Genomic DNA, 14,593 nt, shown 5'->3' with positions numbered 1-14,593 from the left:
TTGTTGTCGTCCTTGTCGCCGCTCAGCATGGCGATGCCGATGCCGATCACGACCGCCGCGACCACCGCGACCGCGCCGATCAGCAGGCCCTTGGTGTTCGGGCCGCGGCCACCGCGGCCGCCTCCGCCTACCTGGTGCTGCGGAGCGGTGGTGGCTCCGCCGCCGCCGGGCAGCGTCTCCGGGGCCGCGTAGTGCGCGTTCGGCCGGCCGTGGCCACCCTGCTGCTGGGGGACCTGGCCGTACGCCGCGGTCTGGCCCGCGCCCGCCTGCGGCTGCTGCTGACCGTAGGAGCGAGTACCGACCGCGCGCACCCGGTTGACCGAGTTCGGGTAGCCGTAGCCCCCGGACGGCGGCTGGGCTCCGTTGGCCTGCCCGTCGGCGTAGAGATAGCCGAACGGGTCGTCGTCCTCGGGCGTGCTCGCGCCGTTGTTGCCGGGCGTCATCCCTTGGTCTCCTCAGTCAGGTGCGGTGCGATGCGGTACGGGTCGTGAGAGAGCGAGCCTACCCGCTCCCAGTGACCCAAACGGGTGACTCAGACCGCATCAACTCGCTGACCTCGGGTTCACCCCGCGCGTCTGTGTTGTTTGGGACGAGATCGTTTCTCGACGTACATCCGCTCGTCAGCGGACTTCAACACTTCGTCCGCCGTCATTCCACAGTGTGCCCATCCGATGCCGAAACTGGCGCCGACCCGGACGGCACGCCCCTCGGCGCGGATGGGCTGGATGATCTCGTTGCGGAGGCGGACCGCGAGGTCCTGCGCGTCGGCCCGGCCGAGTCCGTCCGCGAGGATGACGAATTCGTCACCCCCGAGGCGGGCGACCGTGTCGCCGTCGCGGACGCCGCCGCTCAGCCGCCGGGCGACCTCGATGAGAACCGCGTCACCCGCGTTGTGCCCGAACCGGTCGTTGATCGACTTGAAGCCGTCGAGGTCGCAGAAGAGGACGGCGAGGCCCTTCGTGCCGTCGTCGTGGTCGCCGTCACCCTCCGGGGCGACGGTGTGCACATGGTGGTCGTAGGCGTCGTACGGCTCGGCGGTCTGCCGGAAGTCGAAGCCGGGGCCGACGACGTCGAAGGCGGGGTGGCCGTAGGCCGCGTCATGGGACTCGGCGACGACGGAGTGCGGGGGCGCGGCGCGCTGGCAGAGCCGCGACGACAGACGGGAGCGCAGCTCCGCGGAGTTCGGCAGGCCGGTGAGCGAGTCGTGCGAGGCGCGGTGGGCGAGCTGCAGCTCGCGGCGCTTGCGCTCCTCGATGTCCTCGACATGGGTGAGGAGGAAGCGCGGGCCGTCGGCGGCGTCCGCGACCACGCTGTTGCGCAGGCTGACCCAGACGTAGGTGCCGTCCCGGCGGCCGAGGCGGAGTTCCGCGCGGCCGCCCTCCGCCGAGGTCCGCAGCAGGGTGCCTATGTCCTCGGGGTGGACCAGGTCGGAGAAGGAGTAGCGGCGCATCGCGGAGGCGGGGCGGCCCAGCAGCCGACACAGGGCGTCGTTCGTGCGCAGGATCCGGCCGTGCTGGTCGCCGCCCATCTCGGCGATGGCCATGCCGGACGGGGCGTACTCGAAGGCCTGCCTGAAGCTTTCCTCGCTCGCCCGCAGCGCCTGCTGCTCACGCTCCAGCCGGACGAGCGCGCGCTGCATGTTGGCGCGCAGCCGGGCGTTGCTGATCGCGATGGCGGCCTGGAAGGCGTACATCTGGAGCGCCTCGCGGCCCCAGGCACCGGGGCGGCGGCCGTTGCGCGGGCGGTCCACGGAGAGCACACCGATCAGCTCGCCGCATGCCGCGCTGCCCTGCGGCCCGGGCGCGTACATGGGCGCGAAGAGCCGGTCGGCCGGATGCCACTCGTCCTCGAAGCGGGGCGCGGGGCCGTCGGTGTACCACTGCGGGACGTCGTCGTCGTCGAGGACCCAGCCCTCGGTGTGCGGTATGAACACCAGGTCGCCCCAGTGCTCGCCCATGCCGAGGCGGCGTTCCCAGGATTCGCGCGAGCCGACGCGGCCGGTGATGAGGGCCTCGGCGGCGGGGTTCCCGGCGAAGGCGGCGACGACGAGATCGCCGTCGGGGCGTACGAGGTTCACGCACGCCATCTCGTACCCGAGAGCGGCGACGACGCCCTCCGCGACGGTCTGCAGTGTGTCCGCCAGGCTGCGGGCCGTGTTCATGTCGGCCATGACCTGGTGCAGTTGTCGCAGGGACGCAAGGCGGACGTAGGGCTCCGACTCGGTCTCCATGCTCGCCCTCCCCCCGAGACCTCGCAGCGATTCAAGGGTTCTCATCGGCGTATCGTCCTGGCAGCTTCCCAGCCACTGAATCACAGCGCGCTGCTCACTCGGTACACAGGGTCAACAATTCCTACCCCTTGTGACTCAAGTCACAGGCAAAGCTGAACAATTGCCTGGAGTTTCTGCGTTCCTCCGAGTTGTTCCTCGTTCTTCCTCGTTCTTCCTCGTTCTCGGCGAATTCCCCGAGCGCCTCGTCGAAGGCTTGGGCCCGTCCGATCCGCCGGAAGTCCTAGGACCCTGGTCAGGCGGGAGCCCGATGCGCGGCGCGCGGGGCGGAGATTAGCGTTTCGGATGTGCCGAACACTCCCTCTGCCACGTCCCCGATCATTCCGTCACCCGCCTCCGGGCATGCTGAGGGGGTGAGCAACGACGAGTTCCGCGCCGCCATGTCCCGGCTGGCCTCGGGCGTGGTCCTGGTGACCGCGCAGGAGCCGCCGCTCGACCCGGACGACCCCTCGGCGCCGGGCAGCGAGGACGTGGGCATGACGGCCACGGCCTTCATGTCGGTGTCCCTGGACCCGCCCATGGTGCTGGTGAGCCTGCGTGAGGGCTCCCGCATGGACGACCTGCTCGACGAACAGCCCCAGTGGGCGGTCTCGGTCCTGTCCGAGAGCCAGCGGCACATCGCGGGCCGGTTCGCCATGAAGGGCCGGGTCAGCGACCGGCTCCTGTTCGCCGACATCCCGTACACGCGCGGCGAGTACAGCGGGGCGCCCCTGGTGGGCGGCGCCCTGGCCGTCCTGGAGTGCCGCACCGAGCAGCGCGTCCAGGCCGGCGATCACACGCTGGTCATCGGCCGCGTCCTGACCGCCCACGTACCGAACGCGGAGGGCGGGCCGCTGACGTACTTCCGGGGGCGGTACCGGCAGTTGGGGTGAGGCGGAAACCCGGTGGCCCGGGGGTGACCGGCGACCCTAGGGTGCGCGCATGACGACGACGGGCCCTCACCTCGAAGAGATCACCGCCGGGAACCTCGACGCCGCCCTCGGCATCCGCGTCCGCCCCGACCAGGAACACGCGGTCGCCCCGGTCGTGAAGTCACTGGCGGAGGCCTACGTCCATCCCGGCATCGCCTGGCCCCGCCTCATCGTCGACGGCGGCCGCCCGGTCGGCTTCCTCATGGCCTGCCTCGGCATCGACTGGTACGAGGACGGCAGCGTGCTGCGCTCGGGCCTGTGGCGGCTGAACATCGCGGCCGGTGAGCAGGGCAAGGGGTACGGCCGGTTCGCCGTCGAGTCGGTCGCCGCCGAGCTGCGGCGGCGCGACAGCAAGCAGCTCTACGTCACCTGGCATCCCGGCCCCGACGGCCCTGAGGGCTTCTACCTGGGGCTCGGCTTCCACCCGAACGGGGAGACGAGCGGAGGCGAGACCGTAGGGGTACTGGAGCTGGGCTAGCTCCAGCCCTGCCCCGATCGGCCCCGCTTGGTCTCCGAGCGCTGCTTCTTCTCGCGCAGCCGGCGCTCGTTGATCCCCCGGGGGATCCGGCTCTGCCTGCGGGGCTTGGGCGGGGGTGCGGTGGCCTCGGCCAGGAGGGCGGCGAGGCGTACGGCGGCGGACTCGCGGTTGCGCCACTGGGAGCGGTGCTCGGAGGACCGTACGGTGACGACTCCGTCGACCAGGCGCCCGGCCAGCCGCTCCAGCGCCCGCTGCTTCCACACCTCGGGCAGCGCCTCGGTCTTCGCCAGGTCGAAGCTGAGCTCGACCTTCGAGTCACTGGTGTTGACGTGCTGCCCGCCGGGCCCCGAGGACCGCGAGAAACGCCACATGAGCTCGGCCTCGGGCAGGGAGACGGAGCCGCGGATGACGTGGGGACCAGACATGCCGTCCATGTTCCCGCTTCTGTCCAGTCCACGTCATCCCAATAATCGCGAGTAAAGAAAGTAAAGGAGCTGGAACCTCGCGTACCCCTCTCCACGTTCATGGGGGTAGCTGTAGCTTCGGTGCCGCAGCTTCTTTGCCGCACGTAAACGAGGGAAGGGACTCCCAACAATGGCTGTAAGCCTGTCCAAGGGTGGCAACGTCTCGCTCACCAAGGAGGCTCCGGGCCTGACCGACGTCACCGTGGGCCTCGGCTGGGACGTCCGCACCACCACCGGCACGGACTTCGACCTCGACGCGTCCGCGATCGCGGTGAACACGCAGGGCAAGGTCTTCTCGGACGCCCACTTCGTGTTCTTCAACAACAAGCAGACCCCGGACAACACGATCGTCCACACCGGTGACAACCGCACGGGTGAGGGCGCCGGCGACGACGAGGCGATCAACGTCAACCTCGCCGGCCTCCCGGCCGACATCGAGAAGATCGTCTTCCCGGTGTCCATCTACGACGCCGAGAACCGCTCGCAGAACTTCGGCCAGGTCCGCAACGCCTACATCCGCATCGTCAACCAGGCCGGCGGCGCCGAGATCGCCCGCTACGACCTGTCGGAGGACGCGGCCACGGAGACGGCCATGGTCTTCGGCGAGCTGTACCGCAACGGCGCGGAGTGGAAGTTCCGCGCAGTCGGCCAGGGCTACGCCTCGGGCCTGGTCGGCATCGCCCAGGACTTCGGCGTGAACGTCTGACGGACGCCGGCTCGTCTGACTTGCGGAGCCCCCTGGCCTTGTAAAAGGGCCGGGGGGCTCCTCCCTTTGGGTGCGCGGGGAACTGCGCGACAAGCCACAACGAACCCGCAGCCGCCCCTGGCACCTGAGCACCCACGGCTCTCCGGCCACCCTCACGGCCGCTCCGGCTTCCCCTCCCCGTACAGCCACTCCTCCCAGATCCCCTCGAAGTCCTCCCCCGGCGCCTGCTCCTCGACGTACGCCGTGAACTCGGCCGTGTCCGCGTTCCCATGGCGATGCTCCGTCGCCCACCCCCGCAGGATGTCGAAGAACCTGTCGTCGCCCACGGTCTGACGGATCTTGTGGAGGACCATCGCGCCGCGCTGGTAGACGGGGTCGCCGGAGATGTTCGCGGCATCCGCGGGCTTCGCGGGCGGGAATGCCCAGAGGTCCTTGTACGTCTTCTCCCCGTTCTCGTACAGCGCGTCGAAGGACTCCTGCGCGCTCTCTCCGCCGTGGTCCTCCCGCCACAGCCACTCCGCGTACGTCGCGAAGCCCTCGTTGAGCCACATGTCGCGCCAGCTCTCCGGCGTGACGGAGTCGCCGTACCACTGGTGGGCGAGTTCGTGGACGAGGAGGGTGATGCCGGGGGCGCCGGGGAAGACGGGGCGCGTCTGGGTCTCCAGGGCGTAGCCGACCTCGGCCGCGCGGTCGACGATCGCGCCGGTGGAGGAGAAGGGGTAGGGGCCGAATCGCCGCTCCGCCCAGCGCAGGATCTCCGGGATGCGCCCGAGCACCGCGCGGCTCGCCTCCTTCTCCGACGGGTCGACGGCCGCGTACACGGGCAGACCGTCCCGGGCCGTGGAGCGGGTGATGTCGTAACGGGTGATGTCGTAGCGGCCGATCGCGAGCGTGGCGAGGTAGCTCGCCATGGGCTCGGCGGAGTGCCAGCGGAACGTCGTACGGCCGCCCTTCGCGGTCCTGACGTTGCGCAACTCCCCGTTGGAGACCGCCCGGAGCCCCCGCGGCACAGTCACCGTGAGGTCGTACGACGCCTTGTCGGACGGGTGGTGGTTGCCGGGGAACCACGCCATCGACCCCGTCGGCTCGCCCATCGCGAGCACCCCGTCCGCGGTGCGCAGCCAGCCCTCCTGGGAGCCGTCCGGGTCGGTGACGGTCTCGGGCGCCCCGGAGTAGCGGACGGTCACGCGGAACGTCTCGTCCTGGCCGAGATCCTTGCGCGGCCGGACGGTGAGCTCCTGCCCGGCGCGGTTCCAGCGTGCCGTCTCACCGCCGACGGTGACCTTGCCGACGTCCAGGCCGATCAGGTCGAGGTTGAAGGCGGAGAGGTCCTTGGTCGCCCGCGCGGTGAGCGTGGCCGTGCCGGTGAGGTGGTGGGCGTCGGGGTCGTAGGCGAGGCGCAGGCCGTAGTGGGTGACGTCGTAGCCGCCGTTGCCCGCCTTCGGGAAGTAGGGGTCGCGTACGCCGGAGCCACCCGGGGTGCCGTGGACCCCGCCGCAGGCCGTGAGGGCGAGAGCGGAGACGAGCAGGGCGGGGACAAGACGTACAGACCGGGCCACGATCTCGATCCTATGGGGGGGCGTGACAGCATCACCCCCGTGCTCGACATCGGCTACGCCCTCTCCAACCGCTTCCCCGACCCGCCGCAGACCGACTACCGCCGCGCGGACGTCCGCGCCCTGCGGCACGACCTGTTCTGCGGTGACGTCTATCTGGCGGACACCAAGACGGACCACGAGGTGTCCACAGCCTGGGGATGGGTTCCGGTGCTCGACTTCGCGTGGGCGCTGTGCGACATCGTGGAGCGGATCGACCGGGACCCGGCGGGCTCGCGGGCGTCCCGGCCGCAGCGGGCGGAGCTGGACTTCACCGAGTCGACCGACCGGATGCTGTTCGAGCGCCGCTTCGGCTGGGTGGACATCGAGGCCGACTGGATGCGCGCGGAGGAGCCCCCGCTCACCGTCTCCCACACCGAACTGCGCCGCGAGTCCCGGGACTTCCTGCACGACCTGATCGCCGACCTCACCGATCTGCACGACGACCTCGCCGAGAACCCGGCGATCTGGACCCTCCAGGCCCGCTTCCCCAGGGTCTCCTGAGGGCGGTCCGCCACCGGGCTGACACGATCACCCTGCGACGACCGGCGACGGACACGGGGAGAACGGACGCATGACCGACGGGCGAGTGACCTACGGCCTGAACTACAAGATGACGCCACCGGTCATCGTCAGCGGAGAAGGGTTGCCGCAGGGCACCTCCGTCCGGCTCCACCGCGACCCCGACAGCCCCGCGCCGGACCGACTCCGCTCACTGCGTGCCTTCCATCTGCGCGCAGAGGACTGGGCGCCGGTCGTCCGGGTGGTGACGGAGCAGCCCCTGGGGTCACGGCTGAGCGGACGCCCGGCGGTGTACCACGTCCTGGATCCGTACGGCGCTCCGCTCGGGCGGATCACCCTGCGGCGGCGCCGCGCCTTCCGGTGGGGTCGCAAACGCTGGACCGTGGAACCGGCGGCTGGGCCCGTCCTGCACGGGTACGAGGGCCGACTGGTGTGGTGGGCGCTGTGGTGGCCCTTCGGGCTGCCGGTCTATCTCCTCTTTCTGGTCCTGGCCCTGATGGCGGAGATCGACGACGGCTTCCGTCCGCCCCGGCGCATCACCTGGCGGGACGGCTCCCACCGCGCCCATCTCGTCTTCCGCGCGGTGGCCGAGGACTACCGGCTGCTGAGGCACGAACTGGACCCCCGTCTGGTCAACGCCCTCATTGGCCTGCACCAGTCCTACGACTGCCCGGAGCAGGCGGGGTCGGGCGGCTGGTACGGGATATGAGCGTGCGGTGATCAGCCCTCCACCCTGATCCCCCACTCCATCGCCAGCACCGGTGCCAGATCCAGCAGTTGCGCCGTACTGATCACCGCCCCCGACAGCCGGTCGAGACCCCGGCTGATCTCCAGCGACGCGGCCCCGCGCAGGTCGACGTCCGTGAGGGTCGCCGCGTGCAGGTCGACGCCCTTCAGGGCGCAGTCCACGAACTCCACCCGCTCCAGGCGGGCTCCCCCGAAGTCCGGCTCGACGAGGACACAGCCCTCGAAGACGACGTCTCTGAGCCGGGCCGTGCGCAGATTCAGATAGTCGATCTTGCCGCCGCGGATCAGCACCCGCTCCAGCACCGCCCCGTGCAACTGCGGTCCCCCGAGGCGCGCGTCGGTCAGCTCCACGTCCCGCAGGGTCGCCTCGGCGAGGTCGGTGCCGACGCCCCGGACACCGGTGAGGGCCGAGTCCAGGACCCGGGCATGCCGCAGCCGGGTCTCGTCCAGCGCGCACCCCGTCAGCGCACAGTCCATGAAACGGGCGCCCGCCCCGTCCTGCCCGGTGAGATCCGCGTCCCGGAACTCCAGCCCGTCGTAATCCCCGTCCGGCTCCAGCTCACCGCCCTCGTACGGCTCCAGCACGGGCAGCCGCACCTCCGGTCGCCGCGCGCCCTTCACACCCGTACCGCCCGCCGCTCTCCTCGCCATGTCCCCATGCTGCACCCCACCACTGACAACGCCCCCTGACCTGCGCGAACACCGTCCATGTCACATTTCGGCGCCGCCGGCGGTCGTACTCCCAGAAGGCGATTCCGACCTTAGGGAGACCCCCAGCCATGCACCGCATCACCGTCATCGGCGGCGGCTTCGCCGGACTGACCGCCGCCATCACCGCCGCCGAGGCGGGCGTCAAGGTCACCATGCACGAGGCCCACCACACCCTGGGCGGCCGGGCCCGCACCGCCGAGGGCCCGTACCGCACGAACGAGGGCCCGCACGCCCTCTACAGCGGCGGCCCGCACTGGGCCTGGCTGAAGCAGCGCGACCTCATCGGCCCGCTCGCCCCGATCCCGCCCCTGGAGGGCGCCCGGCTACGGCTGCGGCACCACGGCGTGCTGCGCCGCACCCCACCCTTCCCGATGCTGAAGCTGCTGCGCCGGACCGCCCGGCAGGCGCCCGTGGACGTCGACTTCCTGACCTGGGCGACCGGCGTCGCGGGTGAGGAGGGCGCCCGGGCCGCCGCCCACTACTCCGCCGTCGCCCTCTTCCACCACGACCCCGGCTCCCTGTCGGCCGCGTTCGTGCTGGAGCGTCTGCGCCGGGCCACCAAGCTGCCGCCCGAGGCCCACTACCCGCGCGGGGGCTGGGCCAGCCTCATCGACCGGATGGCCGCCCGGGCCTGGAACCTGGGCGTCCGGATGGAGACCCTGTCGCGTGTCGACACGCTCCCCACCGACACACCGGTGGTCGTCGCGACCTCCCTCGACGCCGCCCGGCGGCTGCTCGGCGACGCGTCCCTGACCTGGCCGAGCGGCCGTACCGCCCTCGTCGACCTGGCCGTACGCACGCGGCGCGGGGACGCCTTCGCGGTCTCCGACCTGGACGCGCCCGGCTGGCTCGAACGGTTCACCGCCCAGGACCGCAGCCTCGCCCCGGCCGGCGAGCAGCTCATCCAGGGGCAGATCCCCCTCGCCCCGCACGAGTCCAAGGCCGACGGCACCGCCCGCGCCGAGCAGCTCCTCGACCTGGGGTTCCCGGGCTGGCGCGAGCGCGTCACCTGGCGGCGCGAGTCGGTCGCGGCGGGCCGTACGGGCGCGGTCGACCTGCCCGGCACAAGCTGGCGTGACCGGCCCGCCGTGGACCGGGGCGACGGTGTCTACCTGGCCGGCGACCAGGTCGCGGCCCCCGGGGTGCTCTCGGAGGTCTCCTTCAACAGCGCCCTGACGGCGGTGTCCCTGGCCCTCGGCCGCCGGGAGCTTGACCTCAAGCAAGCTTGAGGTTGAAGGCTGGCCGCAGATTACCGCGACACGAGGAGCCTCGTATGCACGCCATCCGCCTGCACGCCTTCGGCCCGGCCGAGAACCTCGCCTACGAGCGGGTCGAGGACCCCCGGCCGGGCCCGGGACAGGTCCGAATCGCCGTACGGGCGGCGGGCGTCCACCTCCTGGACGCCGCCCTGCGCGAGGGTATGCGGGGCGGACCGGCGGCCGAGCGGGCGGCCCTGCCCACCGTCCCCGGCCGCGAGGTCGCGGGTGTCGTCGAGTCCCTGGGCGAGGACGTCACGGACGTGTGGCTCGGCAAGCGGGTCGTGGCCCACCTCGGCTTCGTCCCCGGCGGTTACGCCGAACTGGCCGTCACCGAGGTCGAGCGGCTGCACGAGATCCCGCGGAACCTGGACTTCGCCGAGGCCGTCGCCATGATCGGCACGGGCCGTACGGCGATGGGGATCCTCCAGTTCGCCGACCTCGGCCCCGGCTCGGTGGCCGTCGTCCCGGCCGCCGCCGGAGGCATCGGCACGCTGCTCGTGCAGTACGCCAAGAACGCCGGCGCGACCGTCATCGGCCTCGCGGGCGGGCCGGAGAAGGTCGCCCGCGTGCAGACGAACGGTGCCGATCTCGCCGTCGACTACAGAGACCCGGCGTGGCCCGCGAAGGTCCGTGCCCACCTCGGCGGCCGGAGCGCGACCGTCGTCTTCGACGGCGTCGGCGGCGACGTGGCCCGCGAGGCCGTCGCCCTCCTCGGACCCGGCGGCAAGCACATCGTCTTCGGCTGGTCCGGCCAGGGCATCCTCGACGGCGAGCCCTACCTCGTCGACGGCGTCTCCGAGCAGGTCCTCGGCCCCGCGATGCTGGGGAAGGCCGGCGGCCCCGACCCCCTGCGCACCCTCGAACTGCGCGCCCTCACCGAGGCCGCCACCGGCCGGCTCACCCCGGCCGTACAGCGCTTCCCGCTCCACGAGGCCGCGGCCGCGCACCGGGCACTGGAGACCCGGGGCACGACGGGAAAGGTGGTCCTGGAACCCACCCCCGGGTAATTCACATGACCCGCCCGACACACCCCACTACCGTGCGGAAAGTGATCGACATTCCACGCGAACTGGCAGCATCACAGGAGAAGTTCAACGGCGAGGCGGGCCGCGCCTTCATCAAGGAACTGCCCGCCCGCACGGCCCGCTTCCTCGACCGCTGGGAACTGAAACCCGACGGAACCCCCATGCACGGCGTGTCCGCCCTGGTCCTCCCGGTCCTCCGCCTCGACAGCACCCCCGCGGTCCTCAAGCTCCAGATCCTCGACGAGGAGAGCGAAGGCGAACCGGTGGCGCTGCGCGCCTGGGCCGGCGACGGAGCCGTCCGCCTGCTCGACCATGACGAGCCCACCGGCACCATGCTGCTGGAGCGCCTCGACGAGAACCGCATGCTGTCCCACGTGCCGGACACCCACCAGGCCGTCGTCACGATCGCGGAGCTCCTCGCCCACCTCACCTCCTTCCCCGCCCCGCCCGGCCTGCGCCGCCTCGGCGACATCGCCCGGGCCATGCTCGACCAGACCCCGTGGGCACTCGACCGCATCCCCGACCCCGAGGCCCGCCGCCTGGTCGCCGACTGCGCGGCCGCCGTACGAGAGGTCGTCGACGAACCGGGCGACCGCCTCCTGCACTGGGACCTCCACGACGAGAACGTCCTCGCGTCCGACCGCGCCCCCTGGCTGGCGATCGACCCCAAGCCCCTGGCCGGCGACCCCGGCTTCGAACTGTGGCCGGCCCTCGACAACCGCTACGACCCCGACGACATCCTGTGGCGCTTCGACGCCATGACCGACATCCTCGCCCTGGACCGCCCCCGAGCCCGAGCCTGGACCCTCGGCCGCCTCCTCCAGAACGCCCTGTGGGACATCGAGGACGACCGCCCCATCGACGACGCCCAACTGGAAATCGCCCGCCGCCTCCGCACCCCATGAAAAAGCCCAGGCCCGGAGAGGTCCGGCCTGGGCGGTGAAGAGCCCCCTGTCGGATTCGAACCGACGACCTACGCATTACAAGTGCGTTGCTCTGGCCAGCTGAGCTAAGGAGGCCCGTACGGGTGTGCGCCCGCACGTGCCCGAGCAGTGTACCCAGGTCCCCGAGGGGCCCCGTCGAAAATTTCCGCGAAGTTCACAGGCCCAGAGGTACTGACAGACCAGGTGAACGCCAGGTACGGTCCTGAGCCAGTTCACACGCGTGGACTACACCACAACGGAATTCCGTCGTGGCACCGCCTTCCTACTCGGATCGTCCGGCACGTTCCTGCCGGTAGAAGGGGTTCGTTCACCATGGCCACTGTCTCGTTCGACAAGGCGACCCGGATTTACCCGGGCACCGACAAGCCCGCTGTTGACGCGCTGGAGATCGACATCGAGGACGGCGAGTTCCTCGTCCTCGTCGGCCCGTCCGGCTGCGGCAAGTCCACCTCGCTCCGCATGCTCGCGGGGCTCGAGGACGTCAACGCCGGCGCCATCCGCATCGGCGACCGCGAGGTCACCCACCTGCCGCCGAAGGACCGGGACATCGCCATGGTGTTCCAGAACTACGCGCTCTACCCGCACATGACCGTCGCCGACAACATGGGCTTCGCGCTCAAGATCGCCGGCGTCAACAAGGCGGAGATCCGGCAGAAGGTCGAGGAGGCCGCGAAGATCCTCGACCTCACCGACTACCTGGACCGCAAGCCGAAGGCGCTCTCCGGCGGTCAGCGCCAGCGTGTCGCCATGGGCCGCGCCATCGTGCGTGAGCCGCAGGTGTTCCTCATGGACGAGCCGCTGTCCAACCTGGACGCCAAGCTCCGCGTCAGCACCCGTACGCAGATCGCGAGCCTGCAGCGCCGTCTCGGCATCACCACCGTCTACGTCACCCACGACCAGGTCGAGGCCATGACGATGGGCGACCGCGTGGCGGTCCTCAAGGACGGTCTGCTCCAGCAGATCGACACCCCGCGCAACATGTACGACAAGCCCAACAATCTCTTCGTGGCCGGCTTCATCGGCTCCCCCGCGATGAACCTGGTCGAGGTGCCGATCACCGACGGCGGCGTGAAGTTCGGCAAGTCGGTCGTACCGGTGCAGCGCGACGCGATCGCCGCCGCCACCGACAAGACCGTCACCGTCGGCGTCCGCCCCGAGCACTTCGAGGTGTCGGACGCCGAGCAGGGCCTCGCGGTCACCGTGAACGTCGTCGAGGAGCTCGGCGCCGACGCCTACGTCTACGGCACCGCGAAGGTCGGCGAGGAGTCCAAGGACCTCGTGGTCCGCGTCAGCGGCCGTGACGTCCCGGAGAAGGGCAGCCAGCTGCACATCGTGCCCCGCTCCGGCGAGACCCACGTGTTCTCGACGTCGACCGGCGCCCGCCTGTCCGACTGACGGCAACCGCAAACACACAACCCCGGGTAATTCACCCAGGTTGACGAAGAAGGCCCCGCAGAGCGCTGCGGGGCCTTTCTCGTTGTCGACAAATACCCCGGCAGACCGGACGTTTCGAGCAGTGTGCGTCAACGCACTACCCAAAAAAGAGCCCCGGCTCATCCCCCGAACCGGTGACTAAATGTCTACAAACCATTACCCCGCGCTACCCTCACACGCGTGAAGCACTCCACTACCCAACAGACGCGACGCGGCCGGGGCCCCGCCCGCCGGATCGGCCGCACCCTCGCTTTCGTCCTGCCCGTCGTCCTGGTGCTCTCCGGGACCCTCGCGGTCAGCCGAGTCAACTGGTCGGGGGGCTCCTCCGACCCGGTGCTCACCGCAGCGGACACCGCCACGTCCGCCGGCACCTCGCGTGCCGCCAAGCGTGCCCCGCAGGACGTCCTGCGAGACAAGCTGCTGACCGAGCTGCAGGAGCAGAACCCGGGCGTCGCCCTCACCCACCTCCAGCAGGCCGTCGACGACCGCCCGTCGCTGGCACGGCACTGCGCCTCCCTCGCCCGCGCCCTCGGCCAGGCCGCCGTCCGGGTCTACGGCCCGACGCGCGCCCAGTCCTACGCACGCCCGGTCTGCGACACGGCCTTCGCCACCGGCGTCGCCGCCGCACACAGCTGAGCGCACCGCCCTGCCACCGGGTGGGAAGTCGATAACGGCAGACGCGGGAACCCCTCGTCCGCCGCAGTTCCCGGGCGGGACGCCCCGTACAGTTCGGTCTCATGAGCGATCCGAGCGCCGCGTCCCGCCCCGTTCAAGCCGTCGTTCTGGCCGGCGGCCAGGGCTCCCGGCTGCGTCCGTACACCGACGACCGGCCCAAGCCGATGGTCGAGATCCCCGGGACGGGGACGCCGATCATCGGCCATCAGCTGTCCTGGCTGGCCGAGGAGGGCGTGACGGACGTGGTGGTCTCCTGCGGCCACCTCGCCGAGGTGCTGCAGACGTGGCTGGACACGGCCGATCTGCCCGTTTCCGTCACCACGGTCGTGGAGTCGGAGCCCCTGGGCCGCGGCGGCGGCCTCAAGTACGCTGCGGCTCACCTTCCCCACCCGGACCAGCCCTGGTACGCCACGAACGGCGACATCTGGACCCGGTTCTCGCTGCGTGACATGGCGGACTTCCATGCCGAGCGGGACGCGATCGCGACACTCGCCCTGGCCCGGCCCCGCCTGCCGTGGGGCGCGGTGAAGACGGACGGCTTCGGCCACATCACCGACTTCATCGAGGCCCCGCCGTCGACCTTCGAGATCAACGCGGGCGTCTACGTCTTCTCCCCCGAGTTCGCGGATCTGCTGCCGCAGCGGGGCGACCATGAGCGTACGACGTTCCCCCGCTTGGCCCGGGAGCAGCGGCTGGCCGGGTTCACGATCCCGCAGGGGTCCTACTGGCGTGCCATCGACACGGCGAAGGACCTGACGGAGGCGGCGAAGGAGCTGGCCGCCACGGGCCGTTGAGCACGCGCCCAGGAGACAGGAGTGGGGCCCCGCACCGTGAC

15 protein-coding genes, 1 tRNA gene and 1 pseudogene are annotated in these 14,593 nt (G+C 71.0%); 11 read left to right on the top strand and 6 right to left on the bottom strand.

Annotated elements, in window-relative coordinates:
• Both ACFTZL_RS27395 and cdgB read right to left on the bottom strand, forming a co-directional pair.
• A pseudogene (locus ACFTZL_RS27395) lies at window positions 1-443 on the bottom strand (carbohydrate-binding protein); the annotation flags it as partial.
• A gap of 119 nt (window positions 444-562) precedes the next feature.
• Window positions 563-2,230, bottom strand: coding sequence for a diguanylate cyclase CdgB (cdgB, locus tag ACFTZL_RS27390; protein WP_382587906.1), 1,668 nt, complete (start codon window positions 2,228-2,230; stop codon window positions 563-565).
• Between the two features lie 344 nt (window positions 2,231-2,574).
• Between cdgB and ACFTZL_RS27385 the strand changes: the two genes are divergently transcribed.
• Both ACFTZL_RS27385 and ACFTZL_RS27380 read left to right on the top strand, forming a co-directional pair.
• Window positions 2,575-3,159, top strand: coding sequence for a flavin reductase family protein (locus ACFTZL_RS27385; RefSeq protein WP_382587904.1), 585 nt, complete (start codon window positions 2,575-2,577; stop codon window positions 3,157-3,159).
• Between the two features lie 49 nt (window positions 3,160-3,208).
• On the top strand, window positions 3,209-3,676 hold the full coding sequence (locus tag ACFTZL_RS27380) for a GNAT family N-acetyltransferase (protein WP_382587902.1): 468 nt from the start codon (window positions 3,209-3,211) through the stop codon (window positions 3,674-3,676).
• On the opposite strand, the gene arfB is transcribed toward ACFTZL_RS27380, so the two are convergent.
• Window positions 3,673-4,110 carry an alternative ribosome rescue aminoacyl-tRNA hydrolase ArfB gene (gene arfB, locus ACFTZL_RS27375; RefSeq protein WP_382587900.1) on the bottom strand — a complete coding sequence of 146 codons (438 nt, stop codon included), beginning with the start codon at window positions 4,108-4,110 and terminating at the stop codon, window positions 3,673-3,675. The genes ACFTZL_RS27380 and arfB overlap by 4 nt on opposite strands.
• A gap of 160 nt (window positions 4,111-4,270) precedes the next feature.
• On the opposite strand from arfB, the gene ACFTZL_RS27370 reads away from it, so the two are divergent.
• A complete protein-coding gene (locus ACFTZL_RS27370) occupies window positions 4,271-4,846 on the top strand; it encodes a TerD family protein (RefSeq protein WP_382495033.1) in 576 nt (191 codons plus the stop codon).
• Between the two features lie 152 nt (window positions 4,847-4,998).
• Here the strand turns inward: ACFTZL_RS27370 and ACFTZL_RS27365 are convergent, their stop codons facing one another.
• Window positions 4,999-6,405 carry a M1 family metallopeptidase gene (locus ACFTZL_RS27365; protein WP_382587898.1) on the bottom strand — a complete coding sequence of 469 codons (1,407 nt, stop codon included), beginning with the start codon at window positions 6,403-6,405 and terminating at the stop codon, window positions 4,999-5,001.
• Window positions 6,406-6,444: 39 nt separating this feature from the next.
• On the opposite strand from ACFTZL_RS27365, the gene ACFTZL_RS27360 reads away from it, so the two are divergent.
• Both ACFTZL_RS27360 and ACFTZL_RS27355 read left to right on the top strand, forming a co-directional pair.
• Complete coding sequence (locus tag ACFTZL_RS27360; protein WP_193479711.1) at window positions 6,445-6,945, top strand: hypothetical protein; 501 nt, start codon at window positions 6,445-6,447, stop codon at window positions 6,943-6,945.
• 70 nt (window positions 6,946-7,015) lie between these two features.
• Window positions 7,016-7,672: a hypothetical protein gene (locus ACFTZL_RS27355; protein ID WP_382587896.1), complete on the top strand. Its 657-nt coding sequence runs from the start codon at window positions 7,016-7,018 to the stop codon at window positions 7,670-7,672.
• 11 nt (window positions 7,673-7,683) lie between these two features.
• Here ACFTZL_RS27355 and ACFTZL_RS27350 read toward each other — a convergent pair whose 3' ends face one another.
• The gene (locus tag ACFTZL_RS27350) at window positions 7,684-8,361 is read right to left on the bottom strand and encodes a pentapeptide repeat-containing protein (protein ID WP_382587894.1); all 678 of its coding nucleotides are present in this window, start codon (window positions 8,359-8,361) and stop codon (window positions 7,684-7,686) included.
• Window positions 8,362-8,489: 128 nt separating this feature from the next.
• Between ACFTZL_RS27350 and ACFTZL_RS27345 the strand changes: the two genes are divergently transcribed.
• Genes ACFTZL_RS27345 through ACFTZL_RS27335 form a run of 3 tightly spaced genes read left to right on the top strand, consistent with a single transcriptional unit; the run spans window position 8,490 to window position 11,610 of the window.
• Window positions 8,490-9,650 (top strand): NAD(P)-binding protein, encoded by a 1,161-nt coding sequence (locus ACFTZL_RS27345; protein ID WP_382587892.1) that lies wholly within the window; start codon window positions 8,490-8,492, stop codon window positions 9,648-9,650.
• A 44-nt stretch (window positions 9,651-9,694) separates the two neighbouring features.
• Window positions 9,695-10,687: a zinc-binding dehydrogenase gene (locus tag ACFTZL_RS27340; protein ID WP_382587890.1), complete on the top strand. Its 993-nt coding sequence runs from the start codon at window positions 9,695-9,697 to the stop codon at window positions 10,685-10,687.
• A gap of 5 nt (window positions 10,688-10,692) precedes the next feature.
• Complete coding sequence (locus ACFTZL_RS27335) at window positions 10,693-11,610, top strand: aminoglycoside phosphotransferase family protein (protein ID WP_382587888.1); 918 nt, start codon at window positions 10,693-10,695, stop codon at window positions 11,608-11,610.
• A 40-nt stretch (window positions 11,611-11,650) separates the two neighbouring features.
• On the opposite strand, the gene ACFTZL_RS27330 is transcribed toward ACFTZL_RS27335, so the two are convergent.
• Window positions 11,651-11,724, bottom strand: a tRNA-Thr gene (locus tag ACFTZL_RS27330).
• Between the two features lie 237 nt (window positions 11,725-11,961).
• On the opposite strand from ACFTZL_RS27330, the gene ACFTZL_RS27325 reads away from it, so the two are divergent.
• From ACFTZL_RS27325 to ACFTZL_RS27315, 3 genes are all read left to right on the top strand, one after another.
• Window positions 11,962-13,044, top strand: a complete 1,083-nt coding sequence (locus tag ACFTZL_RS27325; RefSeq protein WP_382587886.1) for an ABC transporter ATP-binding protein — start codon at window positions 11,962-11,964, stop codon at window positions 13,042-13,044.
• Window positions 13,045-13,263: 219 nt separating this feature from the next.
• On the top strand, window positions 13,264-13,719 hold the full coding sequence (locus ACFTZL_RS27320) for a hypothetical protein (protein WP_382587884.1): 456 nt from the start codon (window positions 13,264-13,266) through the stop codon (window positions 13,717-13,719).
• Window positions 13,720-13,820: 101 nt separating this feature from the next.
• Window positions 13,821-14,552: an NDP-sugar synthase gene (locus tag ACFTZL_RS27315; protein WP_382587882.1), complete on the top strand. Its 732-nt coding sequence runs from the start codon at window positions 13,821-13,823 to the stop codon at window positions 14,550-14,552.
• Window positions 14,553-14,593 lie beyond the last annotated feature (41 nt).

Origin of the sequence: Streptomyces sp. NPDC056948, from assembly GCF_042674225.1 — a bacterium.
GTDB lineage: Bacteria > Actinomycetota > Actinomycetes > Streptomycetales > Streptomycetaceae > Streptomyces > Streptomyces purpurascens.
This window is presented reverse-complemented; position numbering and strand designations above follow the sequence as displayed.

Excerpts from the sequence above, each read along its gene's own strand:
- ACFTZL_RS27325 (WP_382587886.1), top strand. The coding sequence starts at position 11,962 with ATGGCCACTGTCTCGTTCGACAAGGCGACCCGGATTTACCCGGGCACC.
- ACFTZL_RS27380 (WP_382587902.1), top strand. The coding sequence starts at position 3,209 with ATGACGACGACGGGCCCTCACCTCGAAGAGATCACCGCCGGGAACCTC.
- ACFTZL_RS27340 (WP_382587890.1), top strand. The coding sequence starts at position 9,695 with ATGCACGCCATCCGCCTGCACGCCTTCGGCCCGGCCGAGAACCTCGCC.
- cdgB (WP_382587906.1), bottom strand. The coding sequence starts at position 2,230 with ATGGAGACCGAGTCGGAGCCCTACGTCCGCCTTGCGTCCCTGCGACAA.
- ACFTZL_RS27350 (WP_382587894.1), bottom strand. The coding sequence starts at position 8,361 with ATGGCGAGGAGAGCGGCGGGCGGTACGGGTGTGAAGGGCGCGCGGCGA.
- ACFTZL_RS27370 (WP_382495033.1), top strand. The coding sequence starts at position 4,271 with ATGGCTGTAAGCCTGTCCAAGGGTGGCAACGTCTCGCTCACCAAGGAG.
- ACFTZL_RS27345 (WP_382587892.1), top strand. The coding sequence starts at position 8,490 with ATGCACCGCATCACCGTCATCGGCGGCGGCTTCGCCGGACTGACCGCC.
- ACFTZL_RS27315 (WP_382587882.1), top strand. The coding sequence starts at position 13,821 with ATGAGCGATCCGAGCGCCGCGTCCCGCCCCGTTCAAGCCGTCGTTCTG.
- ACFTZL_RS27355 (WP_382587896.1), top strand. The coding sequence starts at position 7,016 with ATGACCGACGGGCGAGTGACCTACGGCCTGAACTACAAGATGACGCCA.
- arfB (WP_382587900.1), bottom strand. The coding sequence starts at position 4,110 with ATGGACGGCATGTCTGGTCCCCACGTCATCCGCGGCTCCGTCTCCCTG.
- ACFTZL_RS27335 (WP_382587888.1), top strand. The coding sequence starts at position 10,693 with ATGACCCGCCCGACACACCCCACTACCGTGCGGAAAGTGATCGACATT.